At 53.4% G+C, this 20,431-nt stretch carries 18 protein-coding genes; 8 read left to right on the top strand and 10 right to left on the bottom strand.

Features of this window, described 5'->3' with window-relative positions; all coding sequences use genetic code 11:
* The first annotated feature begins 39 nt into the window (after positions 1–39).
* The 3 genes from ACZ5EH_RS14450 to ACZ5EH_RS14440 all read left to right on the top strand — a co-directional run bounded on the left by ACZ5EH_RS14450 (position 40) and on the right by ACZ5EH_RS14440 (position 5,392).
* Complete coding sequence (locus ACZ5EH_RS14450; protein WP_464274585.1) at positions 40–2,370, top strand: methyl-accepting chemotaxis protein; 2,331 nt, start codon at positions 40–42, stop codon at positions 2,368–2,370.
* Positions 2,371–2,679: 309 nt separating this feature from the next.
* A complete protein-coding gene (galE, locus tag ACZ5EH_RS14445; protein ID WP_464274584.1) occupies positions 2,680–3,660 on the top strand; it encodes a UDP-glucose 4-epimerase GalE in 981 nt (326 codons plus the stop codon).
* Between the two features lie 319 nt (positions 3,661–3,979).
* Positions 3,980–5,392, top strand: a complete 1,413-nt coding sequence (locus tag ACZ5EH_RS14440) for a sugar transferase (RefSeq protein ID WP_464274583.1) — start codon at positions 3,980–3,982, stop codon at positions 5,390–5,392.
* 51 nt (positions 5,393–5,443) lie between these two features.
* Here the strand turns inward: ACZ5EH_RS14440 and ACZ5EH_RS14435 are convergent, their stop codons facing one another.
* On the bottom strand, positions 5,444–6,607 hold the full coding sequence (locus ACZ5EH_RS14435; protein ID WP_464274582.1) for a DVU_1551 family NTP transferase: 1,164 nt from the start codon (positions 6,605–6,607) through the stop codon (positions 5,444–5,446).
* Positions 6,597–7,673 (bottom strand): XdhC family aldehyde oxidoreductase maturation factor, encoded by a 1,077-nt coding sequence (locus ACZ5EH_RS14430; RefSeq protein ID WP_464274581.1) that lies wholly within the window; start codon positions 7,671–7,673, stop codon positions 6,597–6,599. Before ACZ5EH_RS14430 ends, ACZ5EH_RS14435 begins: the two co-directional genes overlap by 11 nt.
* A gap of 192 nt (positions 7,674–7,865) precedes the next feature.
* Between ACZ5EH_RS14430 and ACZ5EH_RS14425 the strand changes: the two genes are divergently transcribed.
* From ACZ5EH_RS14425 to ACZ5EH_RS14410, 4 genes are all read left to right on the top strand, one after another.
* Positions 7,866–8,498 carry a nitroreductase family protein gene (locus tag ACZ5EH_RS14425; RefSeq protein ID WP_464274580.1) on the top strand — a complete coding sequence of 211 codons (633 nt, stop codon included), beginning with the start codon at positions 7,866–7,868 and terminating at the stop codon, positions 8,496–8,498.
* A gap of 15 nt (positions 8,499–8,513) precedes the next feature.
* Positions 8,514–9,989, top strand: a complete 1,476-nt coding sequence (locus ACZ5EH_RS14420; RefSeq protein WP_464274579.1) for a dihydrolipoyl dehydrogenase family protein — start codon at positions 8,514–8,516, stop codon at positions 9,987–9,989.
* Between the two features lie 11 nt (positions 9,990–10,000).
* A complete protein-coding gene (locus ACZ5EH_RS14415) occupies positions 10,001–10,564 on the top strand; it encodes a uracil-DNA glycosylase (protein ID WP_464274578.1) in 564 nt (187 codons plus the stop codon).
* 176 nt (positions 10,565–10,740) lie between these two features.
* On the top strand, positions 10,741–11,826 hold the full coding sequence (locus ACZ5EH_RS14410; protein WP_464274577.1) for an FUSC family protein: 1,086 nt from the start codon (positions 10,741–10,743) through the stop codon (positions 11,824–11,826).
* Positions 11,827–11,961: 135 nt separating this feature from the next.
* On the opposite strand, the gene ACZ5EH_RS14405 is transcribed toward ACZ5EH_RS14410, so the two are convergent.
* Positions 11,962–12,321 (bottom strand): hypothetical protein, encoded by a 360-nt coding sequence (locus tag ACZ5EH_RS14405; RefSeq protein WP_464274576.1) that lies wholly within the window; start codon positions 12,319–12,321, stop codon positions 11,962–11,964.
* A 135-nt stretch (positions 12,322–12,456) separates the two neighbouring features.
* Positions 12,457–13,029: a TetR/AcrR family transcriptional regulator gene (locus ACZ5EH_RS14400; protein ID WP_464274575.1), complete on the bottom strand. Its 573-nt coding sequence runs from the start codon at positions 13,027–13,029 to the stop codon at positions 12,457–12,459.
* Between the two features lie 368 nt (positions 13,030–13,397).
* Here ACZ5EH_RS14400 and ACZ5EH_RS14395 point away from each other — a divergent pair, with 368 nt between their 5' ends.
* Positions 13,398–14,147 (top strand): class I SAM-dependent methyltransferase, encoded by a 750-nt coding sequence (locus tag ACZ5EH_RS14395; RefSeq protein ID WP_464274574.1) that lies wholly within the window; start codon positions 13,398–13,400, stop codon positions 14,145–14,147.
* Between the two features lie 61 nt (positions 14,148–14,208).
* Here the strand turns inward: ACZ5EH_RS14395 and ACZ5EH_RS14390 are convergent, their stop codons facing one another.
* From ACZ5EH_RS14390 to xseA, 6 genes are all read right to left on the bottom strand, one after another.
* Positions 14,209–14,589, bottom strand: coding sequence for a pyridoxamine 5'-phosphate oxidase family protein (locus ACZ5EH_RS14390; RefSeq protein WP_464274573.1), 381 nt, complete (start codon positions 14,587–14,589; stop codon positions 14,209–14,211).
* A gap of 115 nt (positions 14,590–14,704) precedes the next feature.
* Positions 14,705–15,547: a WcbI family polysaccharide biosynthesis putative acetyltransferase gene (locus ACZ5EH_RS14385; RefSeq protein WP_464274572.1), complete on the bottom strand. Its 843-nt coding sequence runs from the start codon at positions 15,545–15,547 to the stop codon at positions 14,705–14,707.
* 26 nt (positions 15,548–15,573) lie between these two features.
* Positions 15,574–17,544, bottom strand: a complete 1,971-nt coding sequence (dxs, locus tag ACZ5EH_RS14380; protein WP_464278305.1) for a 1-deoxy-D-xylulose-5-phosphate synthase — start codon at positions 17,542–17,544, stop codon at positions 15,574–15,576.
* 187 nt (positions 17,545–17,731) lie between these two features.
* Positions 17,732–18,652 (bottom strand): polyprenyl synthetase family protein, encoded by a 921-nt coding sequence (locus tag ACZ5EH_RS14375; RefSeq protein ID WP_464274571.1) that lies wholly within the window; start codon positions 18,650–18,652, stop codon positions 17,732–17,734.
* Between the two features lie 2 nt (positions 18,653–18,654).
* Entirely contained in the window at positions 18,655–18,912 is a 258-nt protein-coding gene (gene xseB / locus ACZ5EH_RS14370) for an exodeoxyribonuclease VII small subunit (RefSeq protein ID WP_464274570.1), read from the bottom strand.
* Between the two features lie 61 nt (positions 18,913–18,973).
* Positions 18,974–20,383, bottom strand: coding sequence for an exodeoxyribonuclease VII large subunit (xseA, locus tag ACZ5EH_RS14365; protein WP_464274569.1), 1,410 nt, complete (start codon positions 20,381–20,383; stop codon positions 18,974–18,976).
* Positions 20,384–20,431: the final 48 nt, after the last annotated feature.

Raw genomic sequence — 20,431 nt, 5'->3', positions numbered from 1 at the left:
CAGACTATTTTATATTCACTAGGCACAGAGGGGAAAATCTTGAAAAAATTTCTACACCATATCAACAGCGTTATTGCATTGGTACTAGCCGGCAGCATCGCAGTTGTTCTTGTCGTCAGCGTCAGTTTTGTCAGCAGAAGCAGCTATAACACCGTCCTTCAGAACCAGATGCAAGTCATGGAGGAATTGGTAAAACAAATCACGCTTAACACACAACGATACATAACAAATATAGAAGAGCTTGCCCAAAGTCTGGCAATACAAAATACAATAGAAGATTCACTTCTTTCCAAGTCCAATACCGCTGCAGTTGAAACTCGTTTGAAAGAACTTTTAAGCCTATACAATAACTATTGGGCCATTTTTATATTCGACACTCAAGGCAAGGTTATTGCCGGTTTCAACGCCAACGGAGTGTCTCTGGCGGGAGAAGATCGTTCATCTCGCGATTATGTAAAGGAAATACTTGCTGGCAAAGATGTCTATATTTCTAAAAGCATTTTTGAAGCAAAAAGCTCCGAAGAAGACATGCTCGTCATGGGTGCCAGCGCTGCCGTCAAAGACAAGTCGGGCAAAACCATTGGTGGTGTTGCTGCATTTCCCAATTGGAAAGAATTTACCGATCAAACCCTCGACCCTATTCGCATAGGTGAGAATGGATACGGTTTCATCATAGATCAAAAAGGCGTCATGCTCGCACATGCAGTGGATAAAAAACTTGTCATGCAGGATTTGCACAAGATCGATTTTATACAAATGGCAATCAAGGGAAAAAAAGGGAGCCAACCCTACGTATGGGAAGGCCGTGACAAGCGTATGAGCTATGCCTCCGTTCCGGCCACAGGCTGGATTGTCTGCATGACTGCGTATGAAGATGATCTCGCAGCTGCAGCCATCAAGCAAAGCAACTTCCTTATTGTCGGTGGCATCATCATCGGTCTGCTGCTCATTGGCGGCCTCATGCTCATTCTCCGCAAAGTCGTCATCTCACCAGTCAACCGCATTCTCGCCTTCTCCACCTCGGTTGCTGGAGGAGACTTTTCCGCCAAGCTTGAAGGCACCTACCATCTTGAATTCGCCATTCTGGCCGAGAAAATCCAGCATATGGTCGATGAACTCAAAGAAAAACTCAGCTTTTCCCAGGGAGTGCTCGAGGGTATCGTGCTCCCCTGTCTCGTTGTAGATAAAAACAACCGTGTCACATACGTGAATCAGTCGCTTTTAGATATTCTGGAAAGACCGGGAACGCCCAACGATTTTCTGGGGCAGACCACTGGTGAACTGATTTACAACGACGCCCACAAAGATACCGCAACAAACAAGGCCATCCAGGAACAGCGCTCCATACAAATGGAAGCTGTCCTTGAGAAATATACCGGCGGGGAGATCATTGTCATGGCCTCTTCAACGCCCTTTTTCGATATGGACGGCACCCTTGCCGGTTCCGTGGCCATCTGGGTGGATATGACGGACCTTCGCAAGCAGCAGAAGCAAATAGAAGAACAAAACCAACGCATAGCCACCGCCGCACGCAATGCCGAGGAAATCTCACAGAACATGGCCTCCGCTGCGGAAGAGCTTTCTTCCCAAATAGAGCAAGCCAGTCGGGGGGCGGATATTCAACGGGATCGTACTGCAGAAACGGCCACTGCCATGGAGCAAATGAACGCCTCTGTTCTGGAGGTGGCCAGAAATGCCTCCGATGCAGCAGAAGGCGCAGATGCCGCCAAGCTCAAGGCGCAGGAAGGCGCCGACATTGTCAGCCAGGCCATTACTGCAATCAAGAGCGTGCAGGAAAGCGCCAGCCATTTGAACAAGGCCATGCAGAACCTTGGCGGCAAGGCGCAAGACATCGGCCACATACTGGGCGTCATTAATGACATTGCCGACCAGACCAACCTCCTGGCGCTCAACGCTGCCATCGAAGCAGCCAGAGCAGGTGAAGCAGGAAGAGGATTCGCCGTTGTCGCTGACGAAGTGCGCAAGCTGGCGGAAAAGACCATGAACGCAACCAAGGAAGTCGGACAAGCTGTCCACGACATTCAGGTTGTGACCAATGAGAACATTCAGGCGACGGAAGCCGCTGTCGGCGCCGTTGATCAGAGCACTGAACTGGCTGGGCGCTCCGGCGAAGTTCTCAGAGAGATTGTCGACCTTGTCCAGCAAACCTCAGATCAGGTTCGCTCCATTGCAACCGCAGCAGAGGAACAATCTTCTGCAAGCGAACAGATCAACCAGGCCAGCGAGGAGGTCAACCGCATATCCTCCGAAACCTCCCAGGTCATGCTCGAGTCCTCCAAGGCTGTGCAGGAAGTTGCCGGACTGGCGCAGCAACTCGACACTGTCATCGGCAGCATGAGCAGCAAATAGCCCACAAGCGAACGCCCTGTTGCGCAAACAGCAGGGCGTTCGTTTTTTCCCGCTCTCGTACATATCTTCTGTCTTCCACAATTTCCCCCTGCGCACACCTCATGCAGCCTGTCGTAACAATACGCTAGAGCCTGCATATACATTGACATCTCACCGGTCATGTGCTGTCTTATTCAGTATGAAATTGTTTGAGAAAGTTTTCTTTCCAAGCATTATGTAGACTTTGCAGACGCTTTTGCAGCACTCGATTTACTTCAAGCCGTTATCCAAATTGTACTCTTCATTCTGCCTACAAAAATCGGGGGCACTGTGAGCGATAAAATCATCCTTGTCTGTGGCGGCGCCGGCTATATCGGCTCTCATATGCTCAAGATGCTCCATGGGCGTGGCTACACCCCTGTGTGCTTTGACAATCTGAGCACAGGCCACAGCGAAGCAATCAAATGGGGGGAATCCATCCAGGGTGATCTGCTGCGTGAGGAAGACCTCGACAGGGCGTTTGAGAAATTCAAAGTAAACGCAGTGATGCATTTTGCAGCGCGGAGCATTGTTCCCGAATCCGTCCACAACCCTGAACTGTATTGGCAAAACAATGTTGCAGGCGCAATAAACATGCTTGCCGCCATGCGGCGACATGGGGTCGAGCGTCTCGTTTTTTCCTCTACGGCAGCGGTGTATGGCCCTCCGGAAACCCAACTCCTGTCCGAGGAGCACCCAACTCGCCCTGCCAATCCGTATGGCGTCACCAAACTGGCCATGGAGCAGGCCATTTCGAGTTTTGCCGCGGCCTACAAACTGCGGGCAGTCTGCTTTCGTTATTTCAATGCTGCAGGCGCAGACCCCGATGCAGAGGTGGGGGAATCCCACAATCCTGAAACGCATCTGATCCCAAACGTCATTAAATCGCTGCAAAAAGGAGGCTCGCCCCTCACCGTTTTCGGGGATGATTACGACACGCCTGATGGCTCCTGTGTGCGGGATTACATTCATATAAACGACATTTGCAGCGCCCATCTGATGGCCCTGGAATACATGGAGCAAACACCCGGCAATACGGTATTCAACCTCGGCAGCGAGACCGGTTTCTCTGTCCTTGAGATTATCAACGCGGTGGAGCGTATTTCCGGCCAGTCCGTGCCGCACACCATGGCGGAACGCCGCCCTGGCGATGTTGGCAGGCTAGTGGCAGACAGCAGCAAAGTACGGGAGGCGCTGGGATGGAAACCAGAACATTCTCTTGACGAGATTCTGAGCACGGCTATTGCCTGGCATGCGCAACAACCATACTGAGCTGGTTTTTATCCACAGAGAAACTGGCACAAAACATTTTTCGAGACTCACCGCCAGGTGGCGAGGCGCCAGGGCGGACGTTTCGCAGATACATCAAGAAATACTATAAATACTTAACAACTATTTTTTCAACTACTTAGAACAGGAAAAACCGCTATATCATTCAGCGTTTTTGTATTATTGCTTCACACAGGGGGATAAGGTCGTGTAAGATAGGCAAATTGCTTTTACACGACTATTCATAGTATTTTCGCACAAAAACAAGATTTGCACGAACAACATCCCACATAGCTAATACTATGGGTAACTGTAGACAATAATGTACCAAAAACAAGTAGAATACCTTATCAATCTTATGATTGTCGGCGATGGCCTCATCATCATCGCCTCAGGCTATATTGCGCGTGAACTTCGCATGCGTTTTGGCGAGCCTAACTGGAGCATTGAAGAATCATTATTTGTCGGCACAATTTTATTTGTCATGTTCCTGAACAGCTTTGTCATGGGACATCTCGGGTTATATTCCGATCGCCGTACACAATCACTTTATGCCACCATCAAGAAGGTTTTTTTTGCTTTATTCGTCGATTTTTCACTCCTCAGTCTTGCTTTCATCATTGCCCGCGTAGAGGGTTTTTCGCGCCTTTTTCTCGTATTATTTGGTGGCACAACATTTGTCTTACTGCTTCTTTCCCGTATCCTTTTTGAATATTATGTAGATCGCCATTTGCGCTCTTCCTTCAACAGCCGCAAAATTTTGCTGGTTGGCGAGGGTGATCGCGTTTCCTACGTTGCCTCCGCATTAGGTCGTCAAAAAAGCTGGGGCCACGAAGTCATTGGGTACCTAAGTACTGAGGAGAAGCGCTATGAGCAGGCGCTCATCCCTGAAATCGGCAAAATAAACGATTTTGAAAAGCAACTCTCCGAAACGAATATTGACGAGGTTATTTTTGCCCTGCCTCCAAAATCCGAGGTAATGCTCACTCCGTATATCAGCGTTTGCGAAAAGCTGGGACTGGACTACCGCATCATACCAGCGATGTACGACCCCTTTTCCGATCGCGTTCTGACTGTAGAATCAATACAGAACATTCCCACATTGATGTGGCACACCATACGCATCAATCCATCCGGCCTTTTACGCAAGCGCATTTTGGACTATGCCGTCAGCAGCATCGGCATGATTTTCATGCTTATTACGTATCCTTTCATTGCGTTGGCAATAAAAATTGATTCCCCAGGGCCTATTTTTTTCAAACAACCGCGTATGGGCCAAAACGGGCGTATCTTTCACATTTACAAATTCAGAACAATGTATATTGACGCTGAAACAAGGAAAAAGGAGCTTTTACAGAACAACGAAATGCAGGGACTCATGTTCAAGATGGAGAATGATCCCCGCATCACCAAGGTGGGGCGTTTTCTGCGCAAGACATCTCTTGATGAGTTTCCCCAATTCATCAATGTCATGCGTGGTGAAATGAGTGTGGTGGGAACCCGCCCTCCGACCCTGGACGAGGTAAGCAAGTACGAATTGTGGCATCGCCGCCGCGTGTGCATGAAGCCAGGGATCACCGGGCTCTGGCAAGTGAGCGGCCGCAACAAGATTACCGATTTCAATGAAGTTGTGCGACTGGACCTGGAGTACATCGACACCTGGTCCCTGGGTCAGGATATCGGCATAATAATCAAGACGATCAAGGTTGTTTTTCTACGCACTGGCGCAAAATAGCTCGCTGCGCCCCCCCTTTATCAGTGCCACTGAAACACCCCATCCAACCGGCTATTCCCCGCTCAATGCCTGTGCTGCCAGATCGTAGAGCAGAACGCTTTCCTTCGCATGTGCAGCCGCCTGTAATGTCGCACGGCGGTACATTCCCTGAGCTCTGGAAAACCGGCCGAGAATGGCTTCGCGTGCTTCCACATTTTTCCAATAGCGACGAAGCATCACCCCATAGCGTTGTTCAATGGGGACGAGCTGCTCACCCTTGACAAGCTTATCCGCCAGGAAGACGGCTTCGCGCTCCGCCAGCCACTCCACGGAATCAGGAACGATATCTCGATGCGAAGCCACAATAGGGGCAATGGCGTCAAAACCTCGCTCTTCCAGCAAGCGTCCACCTTCGATTTCGTGACGCGATTTGCCCTTGGCAAGATCATGCACCAGAGCTGCACGCTCCACGAGTTCAAGGTCCAGGCCGTCCCCAAGAGCCCGGGCAAAGGCAACCGCCACACGCGCCACTGCCCTGCAATGCTGGCGTGTAGGTTTGGGGGTGCCGCAATCCTCATATAGCGCTTCGCATTCTTCCAGGGTCGGCACTCCGAGGCGTGCATGCCGGTCATAGACAGCCGCATAGCTCGCATCGGTATCCATGTCCTGCAAGATACCTGCGTCGGGCACGGCTACCTCCCGGACAGACTCTGGATCCTGCTGTTCGAAATTCTCAAAATAGCCGCGCAGCCCCCCCTCTCCCGCATACTCCGGAATACCGCTGAAAAGACTGCGCGCAATCAAGGGAGGGTGCCCTCTTTCGCCGAGAAAAGTAGGATGCAGCAGGGGAGCCGGGTTGTCATTATATGACGCTAACAGCTGTCGTACTGTCCAGGCGCGCACCAGAGGGATATCTACTGGCAACAAAAAAGCCGCGTCACAGTCTGGTGCAAGAGCTGCAAATCCATGGCGCATGGAGGAGAACATCCCTTCCCGGTAGTCCGGATTACGCACAGGGCGGGCGCCAAGTCGCACTGCCTCCCGATCTACTCGCTCCCCTTCATGCCCATAAACAACCACTACCTCTCGTACACCACCCTGTTTGAGTACATCCACCACATGGGCAAGCACACTCTGGCCACCAAGGGGCAGCAAGGGCTTGAATCCGCGCATACGCGAAGACAGCCCCGCAGCCAGAACAATAGCGTCCACCGCTTTCGCAGGATCAGGAGACACGTTTCGTCGCCCCCCTGCGTAAAGCTCTGGCGCGCACAATTTCCGCCACAATACTGATAGCGATTTCCTCAGGGGTTTCAGCGCCTATGCCCAGCCCGATGGGGCAATGGACCTTGGCAAGAGACTCCTCAGACACGCCCTCTTCCAATAGTGCGTCATACACTTGCTGCCGTTTGCGCGTGCTGCCAATCATGCCAATATAGGCGGCAGGTGTCTGTAACGCCTGGGCCAGCACAGCCTTGTCGTGCAGGTGTCCTCTCGTCAAAATGGCTATGTAACTATTGGCATCCACGGCAACATGATTGAAGCAGTCATCAAAGGAATCCAGGACAGCCACCTGTGCCGCATCTGCAAACCGTTCACGGTTGGCAAACTCCTCGCGGTCGTCAATGACAATGGTGCGGAACCCCACCAGGGTGGCAACACGCGCCGTCTGTTGCGAAACATGCCCAGCGCCGGCAAGAATAAGCGTTCCGCTCTCCATTTGTGGTTCCACAAGGTACCGCTTCCCTTCGTAATCAAAAAGTCTCGCTTCACTGCTGTCCGCCGCTTCACGCGCCATGCGGGCAAGACCTTCACTCATGTTCTCGCGAAAAGGCGCCTTGTCACTGGCCATCCAGCGTGCTGAAACACGCATCTCGGGCTTGTCTTTTTCTTGCAAGACCTCAAATTGGGTCACAAGCACAACCTTGTGCCCCTGCGCGACTGCGCGGGCCGCTGTTTTGAACAAAACCCTGGCCTGCTCATCCGGGGTAACCCTTTGCAGCAACACATCCAACTGCCCGCCGCACACCATGTCCGAAGCAGCGGCAAGGGTATTGCTGAGAGTAAAACGCCTCACCAAAGCCGTAGCCGGCTCTTTTTCAAACAACTCCATGGCCATCTCAATGGCTTTTCCTTCCACCACTCCCCCGCCAATGGTGCCGCGTATCGAACCGTCCCCAAGCACTGCCATGCTCGCTCCGCTACTGCGGGGGGTGGAACCGCTGTGTCCACAAACAGTGACCAGCACAAGAGCCTCATCCTGAACCAAAAGCCTATGTATTTCCGCAAGAATATTGTTCATTTTCAGTCCGTTAAATGTTTAACCCTGCATTTCTTGATCGTTTCATGTTCTTGAAAAATGCCCCATACTTGGCAAGACGTCCAGTCGGCATTTTTTTCTGGAATTCTTCTCAAGCCGTGGTATCATATCCTTTGAATCTGGCTTCACCATCATTGAAAACGTGCTTCTATAGATCATACCAAGGAGAACATCATGGATTTTTCAAATATTCTCGACAACCGACGCGCCATCAACTTTTTTGATCCGGATAAGGATGTGGAGCAACCTTTGCTTGAGCAGGTCATTAAAGATGCTGGCCGCGCTCCTTCCAGCTTCAACCTGCAACCATGGAACCTGATCGTGCTCCGCGACATGGAGCGCAAACAAAAGCTGCGCCCGCTTGCCTGGGACCAACCCAAAATTACTGAAGCCCCTGTTGTCCTGATTGTACTGGGCGACCGTGAAGGATGGAAAGAAAGGAACGAAACCTTTGAGCTGGTCTACAAGGATTTCCTGGATTCAGGCAAATTCACACCTGACCAGCGGGATTGGTTTCTCAATGCAACAAAATCCCTCTACGGATACAGTGATGCGGCTTCCCAGGCATTTGCCAACAAAAACGCCGGCCTCTATGCAATGTCGCTAATGTATGCCGCCAGCAACCATGGACTGCAGACGCACCCCATGGATGGGTTTGACCATGAAGGCGTACGCAAGGCATTCAACATTCCGGACAGATACTGGATTCCCATGCTCATCGCGGTTGGCTACCTTTTGCCCGGCGTGACGGTGCATCCGCAACGCTGGCGCAAGTCCTGGGATCAAACCGTCGTGGATTTCGACTAATTCTCCCCCACCATCATGGCTACTTACGATTACGATCTTGGTGTCATAGGGGGCGGCGCCGCCGGTCTTACCATCACCTCCGGCGCCGCCCAGATGGGCGCAAAAACGCTGCTGGTGGAGATGCGCGACAAACTCGGCGGGGACTGCCTGCATTACGGGTGTGTTCCATCCAAGACCCTCATCAAATCTGCGCGCGTATATCATCAGATGCAAAGCGCCCCTTTTTTTGGATTGCCGGAGACAACTCCCGATCCTATTGATTTCAGCAAGATAGCGAAACGAATCCGCGATGTTATCGAGAGTATCCAGCCCCATGATTCTCCGGAGCGTTTCTGCAGCCTGGGCGCCAAGGTCGCCTTTGGGCGCGCCACGTTCATTGACGAGCACACCATCAACCTTGACGGCAAAACCATTACGGCAGCCAAATGGGCCATTGCCACGGGGTCGCGTCCTGGAGCGCCCCCAATCAAAGGACTGGAGGGTGTTTCCTACCTTACCAACGAAACACTCTTCACCATGGCGGATTTGCCTTCAGACATGCTCATATTAGGGGGCGGCCCCATTGCCGTTGAAATGGCGCAGGCCCTGAACAGACTCGGCTGCCACACTACGTTGGTGCAGCGCAGCAAGCAGATTCTCTCTGCCGAAGATGGGGACATGGCCGCGCTGGTGCAGCAGGTTTTGGAAAATGAAGGCGTACGCGTCTTGACCGGCATGGCGTTGCAGGAAGTGCGCGAAACCGGAGGCGCAAAAGAAGCCATAGCCATGGACGACGCAGGCAAAACACATGTGTTGCGCGCCTCGGCCATGCTTGTAGCTTTGGGACGCCATCCAAATGTGGATACTCTGGATCTGGAAAAGACAGGCGTCACGTTCTCGGCCAAGGGCATCCCGGTCGATGCCAAAATGCGCACCAACATGCAACACATATACGCCATCGGCGATGTGACGGGCGCACATCAATTCACCCATGCCGCAGGGTATGAAGGGGGCGTTGCCCTCTCCAATGCCATTATCCGCTTTCCGCGCAAGGCGGATTATACCTGGATGCCCCGCGCCGTGTATACCGATCCGGAGCTTGCCGTCATGGGCAAAACAGAGCGGCAATTACAAGCTGCTGGCACGGACTACAGCGTGTGGACCGAGTCTTTTGCGGACAACGACCGCAGTCGCGCTGAAGGGTACGCAATTGGCAAGCTCAAGCTGCTGCTTGACGCCAAGGAGCGTATTTTGGGTGTGCACATCTGTGGTCCGCATGCGGGCGACCTGCTCGGGGAATGGACGACCTTTATGGCAGGCAGCGTCAAACTGCGGGATCTGGCCGGCGCCGTACACCCCTATCCCACGCTTGGAGAAATCAACAAGCGCGTGGCCGGCAGCGTCATGGCGCCTAAAATTTTCGATGGTCTGCTCAAAAAAGGGGTTACGACCCTGTTCAATTACAGAGGGCGCGCCTGTGAATTGGGGCAAGATGACCCGGAACAATCCTAAAGGATAGCATTTTGAACTTGAAACAACTGCAAAGCATGGCCAGCGCCATACAATCCTGTGACCAGTGCCCCCTGGCCGCGGAAAGAACGCTTACCGTCCCAGGAGAAGGGAGCTGCACCAAAGGCATCATGCTCATTGGGGAAGCCCCGGGGGAAAAGGAAGACCTCTCCGGACTTCCCTTCCATGGCCGCACCGGCGCTTTTCTGGATAGGATATTCGCAGAGCTTGGCCTTACGCGGCAGGATTTCTTCATTACCTCTGCAGTAAAATGCCGCCCTCCCGGAAATCGCAACCCGCATACTGGCGAGCTTTCAACCTGCCGAGAACAGTGGCTGCTGCCCCAAATCGAGGCTGTGGCGCCATCCCGCATTGTTCTGCTGGGGCTGATGGCCGCCCGCTCCATGCTGGGAAACGCAGCCAAAGGCGTGTCTTTGGCGGCCTTGCGCGAGCAAGAGCACAACGGCCCAGGAGAAACGGTCTGCAACGTCACCTATCACCCTTCGGCCGGAATGCGCTTTCCAAAATTCGCCCAGGCACTGCGCGACGACCTCGCGCGGTTTTCAAAAATGAGTTGATCCTACGCTTGCTGGTTTCCACCCAGAATCAACCAACGCTCCCCCATTGATACGCCTGGAGAAACCAGGGATGCAGCACACGGGCGGTCTTTTTTTCTGGCACATTCTCGATCCAGAGTGGGGCGCCCTTTTCAAAACCACTGGACAAGCAGGCCCCGTAGCACTATTTCCGCTGCATGCCATTCGCTGATCTTGAATCCACAAAAGCCCACCTGCGCCACGGCATCAAAACCGGCTTGGCCTGCGTGTTGTCATATGTCCTGACCCTGGCGTTCCACCTGGATTACGGCTATTGGGCCGTGCTCTCCACCGTCATTGTCATGCAGATCAATGTAGCGGACTCCATCCAGATGTGCTGGTACCGATTCACGGGTACCTTCATCGGCGCTCTGTTCGGCGTGTCCGCCTTGCTGCTTTTTCCGCCCACACCACTCTTCACGGCTCTGTCCATCTTTATCGTGGCTGGCATTTGCGCCTACCTCACCAGGTACAACGCGCGTTTCCGTATGGCTGCCATTACGGCTGTCATCGTCATGCTTGCCAGTTCGGGGGAAGGCCTCGGCTATTATGACCGCGTGCTCTTTGGCGCCTACCGCGTCATGGAAATCGCGGTCGGCGTTGGCAGCGCCTTCGTGGTTTCTGTCGCGGTATGGCCCGTTGCGTCTGGCGCAGCCCTGAGGCGTCGTCTGGAAGAGCATTTCACCCACTGCGCAGAAGCCTATAATACACTGACAGAAGCCTTTCTTTCCAAACAGCGCAATGCACCCGACGATCTCCTGGTTCCTCTGGAGAAGGAAATGAAGGATAACCGCGCCCTGCTCAGCAAGGCCCTGCGACATGAGCGGCTTATCTTCAACAGCGACACAGCCCTCCTTGCCCTGCAGGTGGAAATGCTCGAACGCTGTCTCCACCATCTGCATGTGACCCTGGCAGCGGTGAACGCCATTCCGGATGTGCCCGGCCAAGGTTTCACCATCATCATGGAAGAAGAGATCCGCGCTTTGGTAACAAACAGCAAGGCGACCATGAGCGCCCTTGGCAGAGGACAGATGCCGGATGTGGCGCCGCTTAAAATGTCCATGAAACAAGCGCACACAAGGCTTGAAGCCCTTCGCGGCGAAGGCGTTACCAAACGCTTTCACCTGCGTAAACTGCTGCAGGTAATGTCCTTTTTGAACAACATCCAGTCCCTGGCCGAAGACTTGCTGCGAGGTGTGGAACGCATGGAAGAACTGCGAAAAAACAAGAACACAAGGCGCTGATTTTCAGGCGGGGGAAAAGCCAGGGGCTAGTATCTCAAGACGGGAAATCCTGCACGCAATTCCGAAGCGCAACGCGAGAGTCCGGTTGTTTGACCTTTCCCCCGCGCTGCGCCGCATGCATCGCTTCAGGCTTTGTTACGCCAGCAGTTCAGGCTTCACGTAATCAGAAATATCCGCGCCATAGTGTACGTAGATATCCTTCTCACCCTGAACAGGAATCCAGTAGCCATCCAGAAACTTCCCAGAACGTTTGTCCATGCCGCAGCGCCGCACCGCAGCTTCGTCCTTCAGCGCCTTGTTCGCCAGGCACCCCGGGCAGGGCTTGTCACTCGGGTACAGAGAGTGGCACTTCACCCCTGCGGGGATACCGGTCTCCTTTGCACACTCGTTCACGGCCAGTATCTCTCTGTTGGCGTGGATGAGCAACACGGGAGCGGGAAACAATCCCCACATTTTTTCAAATGATTCCAAAACATCTGCTTTCACTGCAACCATTATAGACCTCCAGAGTCTTGTTTACTGGTTTTCAAACACAAGGGTGGAGCGTCCTCCCTTGTCCCTAAAAAAACGTTTTACCTTGCCTATTTAAATAAATGAACAATCAATTAATTTAATGACAAACCGCAACTGTCATTTTTTGATTGAATCCCATGCAAAGCGGAAAGCCTTCTCAATAATCACGTCATCAAGTGGCACTGAATGGCAGTTACTGGGATTCGCAAGAGTCAGGATCGGATAATAGAAGAACAAAGCATGCATGTGAAAATGCGCATCCTTAAGAATACCTTCTTCAATACCGCGACGAAAAACAGCCTCCATGGGAGAAAATAGACGCCTGTGCATTTCAAAATCAACCTTGTTCATATAAGGAGATTTTGAAAACTGCTCCGTAAACAGATAATCTTCCTTATTTTCAGAAATATACTTATAAATATTCTTCCAAATCAAATTAAGCGCGTCTTTTACAGGCAGTTCTTCGCCAACACCTGCAAAATAGTTATAACACATTGTCTCAGGAATGGCCTTGTAGGTTGTAACTATAAGGTCATCCTTGTTCTCAAAATACGTGTATATGGTTGCAGGAGAAACCTGAGCAGCCTTGGCTATTTTGGAGACCGAACTTGCAGCAAACCCGATGTCGTTCACCACGTGAACAGTAGCACGGTAGAGCGCCTCTTCTTTCTTGTGATCCTTGACTCGCATGAAGGATATAATAAACGATCGTTCAATTATTGCAAGTTTTTCCTTGTTCTATAATATCCTGACATGTTGAGATTTTTTATTTCTCGCAGCATTACATTGCTGTCTGAGCTATCCAGTCCCGATGAACTGCCACTCCAAGAGGCTTGTAAAGCAAGCCTGCTCCCCCTTCCCTACAGTTCTCTCGCTGAATTCTTCTCAATCCACATCAATCCTTTTTAAACGTCGAGACAGCAAGGATCTTGCATCTATGGGTGCAATGACTCTCGTATCATTGACTCCAAAGCGTTCGCAGTTTACTTCCCTGAAAAATTTATCTGTGCTCCACTGACTCCCGGGGCCTACTAAATTTACACTATTCCGACACGCCTATGAACGACGCCCTTTTACATCCCGAGCTCATTCCACCAAAAGACCTGAGCATCTGCTTTGGCGGCGGCGATTTCGTCAAAGTGGGCCGCGCCCTGGTGGGGCTGATGCAGCAATACGCAGGGTTGCAGCCGGATTCTCGCGTTCTGGATGTAGGATGCGGTGTAGGGCGCATTGCCTTTGCCCTTGCTCAGTTTCTTACCCCGCAGGGCAGCTACGACGGGTTCGACAACTTTCCCTCAGGCGTTGAATGGTGCCAGGAACATTATCCCCAACACCTGGCGAACTTCCGTTTCCAACACGTGGGAATCTTCAATGCCCTTTACTATCCGTTTGGCGACATCAAACCATCTGAATTCATCTTCCCTTACGCAGACAATACCTTCGATCTTGTTGTACTCAATTCCGTGTTCACCCACATGCTGCCGGAAGATGTAATGCATTACCTTGATGAAATTCGCAGGGTCATGGCGCCAGGTGGCAAGTGTTTCATTTCCTGGTTCCTGGTGCGTGAAGAAGACAAGGCCTACGTCAAAGCAGGCCAAACAGACCCGCAACTGGCGCACCGCTTTGGCGGCTTCTACGTACAAGACCTTGAAAGCATGGAAGACGCGGTTGGCTATGACGAACGTTTCGCCCTGAATCTTTATGCGCGTTGCGAACTGCTCATAGACGAAATCATCTACGGCAAATGGCGTGGAGAGCCTGCTCGCACCACGCAGGACATTGTCATCGCCGGACAGGAAATATAAAAAGGGCCCCCCGCTTCTGGCGGAAGACCCTTCTTCGCGGGAATCGTCACGGATACAGCTTCTATTCGCCGCTTCCAATCAGGGGGCGAGCATCCACAACTTCAAAGTACACCAGAAAACGAGGCTTCTTGGGCCCCATTTCCTCGGGATGGCAACGGTGGCAGAGTTCCTGCAGCAGTTCTGTGTCTTGTTCCTCGCGCAGCATGCGCAGGGTCAAGCGCTTGCCTCTGTACCCGCCGCCTGATTCATGGAAGAGATACAGCGCATTGGGATTCGCCTTCACATTCTCATGGGTGGCGCGATCGTTCATAATTATGGCGATACTGCCGTCATCCATGACATGAGGGCGGGAATACACGGCCGCATTGACCAGGCCCGAAGCATTGGCAGTGGCCAACACACCAAATCCATTGGCCGTTTCAAAGTAACTTTTGAGTTCCATGGTATGGCTCCTTTTTGCTGTACCAATTTTTTTGCATAGCAATCACAGGACACAATACCTTATGGAGAAAAAAAAGCAACGCATGATAGTTTTCAGATATGGAGATTTTCCCTGATCAATCCCCGCCCGCAAAGATATCACCCATGTATTCGATAAAGCTGTCCATTCCAGTGGCTTTTGCATGCGCCCTGTAATCTGCATATACTCCGGCGTACTGCGCCCAGGTCATGGGCACGCCATAAACGCTGAAGCGTGTATTTTCGTGGCAAAATTCCAGGTCAAAGAGGTTCGCAACACCGGGGTGCACAGGCAATTCAAATGAGGTGTAGTAGTCGTCCAGATTCAAAGCGCCATCCGCCAAAGGGGGCAGGTCCAGCCAGGCCAATACGGCATCGGCCACATGACGCAGGAGTTTTTCCCCTGGGTGATTGAGCGTATAGAACAGGCGCTCCCTGCGCCCACCATCCAGCATCATGTCCACGTATTTGATAGGAGTTGTGGCTTCCTTTTTCCTTTCATGGGCTATGGAGCGCTGGACAATACCCTGAAGATCATAGCCCTTGAGCAATGCTTTTTTCGAAGCAAGAAATTGCAGTTCGGCGCGCTCCACCCCTCGTTCCAGAATATCATCCAGCAACGTCTCGCGCATGGAGCCGTTCTGCCCTGTCTTGTGCAAGGGCCAGTACATACGCATGAACATATTAGGGATGGCAAGGGACCTGCAGGTGGCGGGCAATCTCGCGAGCAAGGCGTCTGAAGAGAGCTCCCCCCATTTGGGGTCAAGATACTGATAGAGGAAGGCGCTGCTATGCGCCAGAACCTCTTCAGGAATGGGTTCCATGATATAGTTGGTGAACAGCAGGCATTCGTAGCGCGCGGCAAAGGGCTGGTGCCCCCGCAATAGCCCGGCGAGCATCTCACCCTGGCAATTGGCGTGCACGACAACAATTTCGCTCATCACGCGTCCATGTGGTGGAACAGTTCCTAGGCGGCGCCGCCATCCCCAAGCAGTTCACGCATGGCTTTGGCTATGCCTTCACTGTCGATCCCCGTAAGCTGCCGCAATTGCTTCTGCGTGCCGTGCTCAACAAACGTATCGGACAACCCCAGGCGGTGGAATTTCTTGCCGCAAAGCAAGCTCTGACCGTTTTCTGTTGCGTCGGCCAGAAATTCGTAAACTGCAGAGCCAAAGCCCCCCATGAGCACGTTTTCTTCAGCCAGCAGAATACGATCGTGCCGGCTTACCAAATCGGCAATCAGCTGTGTGGGAAGGGGTTTGACAAAGCGAACGTTGCATACCGTCATGCTCGTGCCGGTTTCCTCCATCACCATTGCCGCCGCTTCCTGAGAAGGGTGGACACGATTGCCAATGGCCAACACCAGCAGGTCCTTGCCTTCTTCCAGCACTTCCCCCTCGCCAATCGGCAAGGGTTCAGGCGCGTCATACAAGGGTGCGCCTATGCCCACGCCACGGGGGTAGCGAATGGCGACCGGACCGTCATGCGTCTTGGCCGTAACCAGCATGCGCTGCAGTTCGGCTTCATCCTTGGGCGCCATCAATGTCAAATTCGGTATGTGCCGCAAGTAGGAAAGATCAAACGCGCCATGGTGCGTGGGGCCGTCCTCACCCACCAGACCGCCGCGGTCCAGACAAAAAGTAACAGGCAGGTTCTGCAGACAAACATCGTGCAAAATCTGGTCATAAGAGCGCTGCAGAAAGGTGGAGTAAATAGCCACAAAAGGCTTGAGCCCCTGTACTGCCAGCCCCCCGGCAAATGTCACTGCATGCTGCTCACAAATGCCCACATCTACGAACCTGTCGGGAAAGCGCTCGGCAAAATGGGAAAGCCCCGTGCCTTCGGGCATGGCCGCGGTGATGGCCACCACGCGGGAATCCTTTTCCGCCATATCGCACAAGGTCGACCCGAAAACATCCGTATACGTGGGCAGCGGTTTATCGCAGGTGTATTTTTTTGCTTTCCCGGTTTCAGGGGTGAAGCATCCCACGCCATGAAAATAAGTCGGATTATCCTCGGCAGGACCGTAGCCCTTGCCCTTTTTGGTCATTACGTGCACCAGCACAGGACCTTCCAGTCCGTTGGTGATCTTGAAGACGTCTTCAAGCTCCGAAATGTCGTGCCCGTCGATCGGCCCCAGGTAGTTGAAGCGCAATGCTTCAAAAAGCATTCCCGGAGTAAAGAAACTTTTAAAGGAACTTTCCATCCGGCGCATGTAATCGGCGATATCTCCCCCCACCAGCGGAAAATGCTTGAGCAGGGTTTCGCCCTCCTTTTTAAAACGCAACAACCAGCGTTTGGACAGATTGCGCGAAAGAAAGGAAGACAGGGCGCCCACATTCTTGGAAATGGACATTTCGTTGTCGTTGAGCACAACAACCAGGTTGCGCCCCATGTGACCGGCCTGGTTCAACCCCTCGAAGGCAAGCCCTGCGGTCATGGAGCCATCGCCGATAACAGCCGTCACCTTATAGTCGTCCTTGGCCAGATCCCTGGCCATGGCCATGCCCAGGGCAGCGGAAATGGATGTGGAGGAGTGTCCTACGCCGAAATGGTCATAAGGACTCTCGGCAAGTTTCGGAAAGCCGCTGACACCACCCATGGTGCGCAAGGTATGAAAGTTTTCCAACCGTCCGGTGAGCAGCTTATAAGCGTAGGCTTGGTGCCCTACGTCCCAGACAAGACGGTCCCGCTCTGAGCTCATGTTGGAAAGCAACGCGATGGTCAATTCCACCACGCCCAGTGATGGCGCCAGGTGCCCACCATTGCAAGAAACAGTTTCTATGATGCGTTCGCGCAATTCTGTGGCGAGGATTTTCTTATCTTCCAGACTCAGCCCTGCGATTTGTGCTGGCGACGTGAGTCCTGCCAAAACGGCGTTGGCCTTCTGTGGACTCTGAGATTGCTGGGCATGCTGGGGTAGCTTGGTGTCTGGCATATTCCTTTCTCGCTGTCTTACGCCGTCATTGGGGGGCACGGCAGCAGAGGTGCGGGGGGCGCCTGTCGGTGTCGGGGGCGAATTGTGTCTGGTCGGCATCAGTTTATGTCTTCTTGTTTACCGGATAGTTGTAGCCGGGGCAATGCCCTGAGCATCTGCTGGGACTTGTCTCGCAAAATCAGACAATTCAACAAGCGCGTTCGACAACGTAGCGAGCCAGGTTACGCAAAAAATCAGCAGCTGCGCCGGTATAAGGGGCAATGCTTTCCACAGCCTGATCAGCGCGCTCCAGGGCCAGTTCGCGACTTTTTTCCAATCCCAGCATGCTGGGGTAGGTATTCTTACCCTGCCCTTCGTCACTGCCAACCGGCTTGCCCAGGGCCTGCTCGTCCCCTACCACGTCCAAAATGTCATCCGCGATTTGGAAAGCCGCGCCAACATGGCGTCCGTATTCACGTATGCGCTCCACATCCGCATCGCCAGCGTCCGCCAATATGGCTCCACTCACGCATGAGCATACTATCAGCGCACCGGTCTTGCGCGCGTGCATGTCCTGCAACTGGGTCAGGGTCACTCCCTCCTGCCCAGTATACATCATATCCAACGCCTGCCCCCCTACCATGCCGGCGGGGCCAGCGGCGCGAGCAACCTCACCGATGGCGCGTGCAACATTCGCTGCAGGCAAAGAACCTGCAGTCTCGGCCATCAGCGCAAACGCTTCGGTCAAAAGACCGTCTCCGGCAAGAATGGCCATGGCCTCGCCAAACATCTTGTGATTGGAAGGCTTGCCGCGACGTAAATCGTCATCGTCCATTGCAGGCAAATCATCATGCACCAGGGAATACGTGTGGATCAGTTCCAGGCCACCTGCAAAAGGAAGAACGCTATCTTCCGGCTGGCCAAACAGTTCTGCAGTGGCCACACACAATACAGGGCGGATGCGCTTTCCTCCAGCGCCCAAACTGTATTCCATGGATTCAAGGAGCTTGCACGTAATACTGCGCCCCTTGAGACAGCCCCGCAGATAATCCTTTACAGGGTCCGCCCTTTTGGCAAGCGCTTCCTTGAGCTTGCTCGCATCCACGGCGCCTGCATTCTCACCGGACATGGTCATTCCTCCTCCAGAATCGTGTCCTCGTCATCCTCCAAAGGGGCAAAAGCCTCATCGCCCGCTTTTCCGGTATAGACGCTGACCTCGTATCTGGCCTTGTTCAACTGTTCGCGGCAGGCGCGTACAAGCTCCTGTCCTTCCTTGTAAAGTTCCATCCCTTTTTCAAGAGGGGCGTCCTCGCGCTCCAAAAGCTCAACCAGCTCTTGCAGCCGCGCCAAACGTGTTTCAAAATCCTGAGGTTTCTTCTTTGCCGGCATATTGCTCCTCCCTGCCACATGTGCGCCGCAGGTTGATGATCGCTTGTCTGCGCTGAAAAATTCAACTGTCTTTGGAATCCTGTGCCGCGTCGTCTTCCACGCGGGCTGTCACTTCGCCACGCTGCACACGAATATCAAGCACTTCTCCCGACGGAGCATCCGCAGGATCTCGCAAATAACGGCCCGTGGCGCGCACCCTGACCAGTCCATATCCCCTGGCCAACGGGCGTTCAGGGTCCAGAGCATCAAGTTTCAGGGCATCCCTGTCAAGGGTAGTTGCCTTGCGCTCAAGCAGGCGCGTCATGCTTTGTTGCAGACCATTTGCAGCGACTTCGAGCCGGCGCGCTCCGTTCTCAACGGTTTCAGGACCAAAAGCGCGCCCCAAACGCCCACCCAGCTCCTCCAGCCGGAGCGTTTTGCTGCGTAATATCCAGGCGCGGGCCTGTTCCAGGCGCCCTGCCAAATTACCAAGGGATTCTGCGGTGCGCTCCAGGCGCTGCAAGGGCGATAGCCATACCAAGGCACGGCGTAAATGCTCCAACCGTTGCTCGCAATGGGAAAGCTTGCGCTCCCAGGCCCGCTGCAAGGCCATATCCCGCTGATCCACAGTCTGCATCATGGTCTCGCGTTCTTCCCATAAAAGCTGCGCGGCATGAGTAGGGGTGGCCGCCCGTACATCGGCAACCATGTCAGCTATGGTAACGTCCACCTCGTGCCCTACTCCAGCCAGAACCGGAATCCTGGATTCAAAAATGGCCTTGGCCACAGGCTCCGTATTGAAGGCCCACAGGTCCTCTATGGAGCCACCGCCCCGCACGACGGCGACAACGTCGCCCCATCCGTGTGCATTGGCCTGTTCTATAGCTGCGGCAATCCTGGCGGGCGCTTCATCCCCCTGCACCAATGTGGGGTAGAGATGAATCCGTCCTCCGGGGCCGCGTTCTCCGGCAATGCGCAAAAAATCCCGCATGGCTGCGCTGCCCTTGGCAGTGATCAAAACCACCCGCCGGGGGTTCCGCGGCAAGCTGCGTTTCCGCTCCTGCTCAAAATATCCCAATTCCTCAAAGCGGCGCTTCATGGCCTCGAATTCGAGATGCAAACGCCCCATGCCGACGTCGTGCACCATTTCTGCGACCAGTTGGTACACCCCACGCGGGGGGTAAACCGTCATGCGCCCTCCGCAGATGACCTCTTTGCCATCCGCCAGAAAAGCTGCACTCCCTCCCCCTGGTTCGTACACTTCGCCAGTGAGCGCATCAAAGCCATCACGCGATTGCCGCGAACGTTGGCTGGAGCGAAACCAAACCACATTCAGGCCTGCTTTTTCATCCTTGAGCGAAAAATAGACATGTCCTGAAGAAGGACGAGAAAGGTTGGCAACCTGCCCCTTGACCCAAACAAAGGGGAAGTCGTGCTCCAGGGTATCCTTGACCCTGGCGGTGAGCTCGCTGACGCTGACTATCTCGGGCATGGTTCCGGCTTTTGAAACATCTTCAGGCTGTTGCCTGGGAATAACTGA

This window comes from Desulfovibrio biadhensis (assembly GCF_055388615.1).
The sequence above is the reverse complement of the archived record's forward strand: the minus strand, read 5'-3'. Positions and strand labels throughout refer to the sequence as shown.

Excerpts from the sequence above, each read along its gene's own strand:
- ACZ5EH_RS14440 (WP_464274583.1), top strand. The coding sequence starts at position 3,980 with ATGTACCAAAAACAAGTAGAATACCTTATCAATCTTATGATTGTCGGC.
- ACZ5EH_RS14430 (WP_464274581.1), bottom strand. The coding sequence starts at position 7,673 with ATGAACAATATTCTTGCGGAAATACATAGGCTTTTGGTTCAGGATGAG.
- ACZ5EH_RS14425 (WP_464274580.1), top strand. The coding sequence starts at position 7,866 with ATGGATTTTTCAAATATTCTCGACAACCGACGCGCCATCAACTTTTTT.
- ACZ5EH_RS14420 (WP_464274579.1), top strand. The coding sequence starts at position 8,514 with ATGGCTACTTACGATTACGATCTTGGTGTCATAGGGGGCGGCGCCGCC.
- ACZ5EH_RS14410 (WP_464274577.1), top strand. The coding sequence starts at position 10,741 with ATGCCATTCGCTGATCTTGAATCCACAAAAGCCCACCTGCGCCACGGC.
- ACZ5EH_RS14405 (WP_464274576.1), bottom strand. The coding sequence starts at position 12,321 with ATGGTTGCAGTGAAAGCAGATGTTTTGGAATCATTTGAAAAAATGTGG.
- ACZ5EH_RS14400 (WP_464274575.1), bottom strand. The coding sequence starts at position 13,029 with ATGCGAGTCAAGGATCACAAGAAAGAAGAGGCGCTCTACCGTGCTACT.
- ACZ5EH_RS14395 (WP_464274574.1), top strand. The coding sequence starts at position 13,398 with ATGAACGACGCCCTTTTACATCCCGAGCTCATTCCACCAAAAGACCTG.
- ACZ5EH_RS14390 (WP_464274573.1), bottom strand. The coding sequence starts at position 14,589 with ATGGAACTCAAAAGTTACTTTGAAACGGCCAATGGATTTGGTGTGTTG.
- ACZ5EH_RS14385 (WP_464274572.1), bottom strand. The coding sequence starts at position 15,547 with ATGAGCGAAATTGTTGTCGTGCACGCCAATTGCCAGGGTGAGATGCTC.
- dxs (WP_464278305.1), bottom strand. The coding sequence starts at position 17,544 with ATGCCAGACACCAAGCTACCCCAGCATGCCCAGCAATCTCAGAGTCCA.
- ACZ5EH_RS14375 (WP_464274571.1), bottom strand. The coding sequence starts at position 18,652 with ATGTCCGGTGAGAATGCAGGCGCCGTGGATGCGAGCAAGCTCAAGGAA.
- xseB (WP_464274570.1), bottom strand. The coding sequence starts at position 18,912 with ATGCCGGCAAAGAAGAAACCTCAGGATTTTGAAACACGTTTGGCGCGG.
- xseA (WP_464274569.1), bottom strand. The coding sequence starts at position 20,383 with ATGCCCGAGATAGTCAGCGTCAGCGAGCTCACCGCCAGGGTCAAGGAT.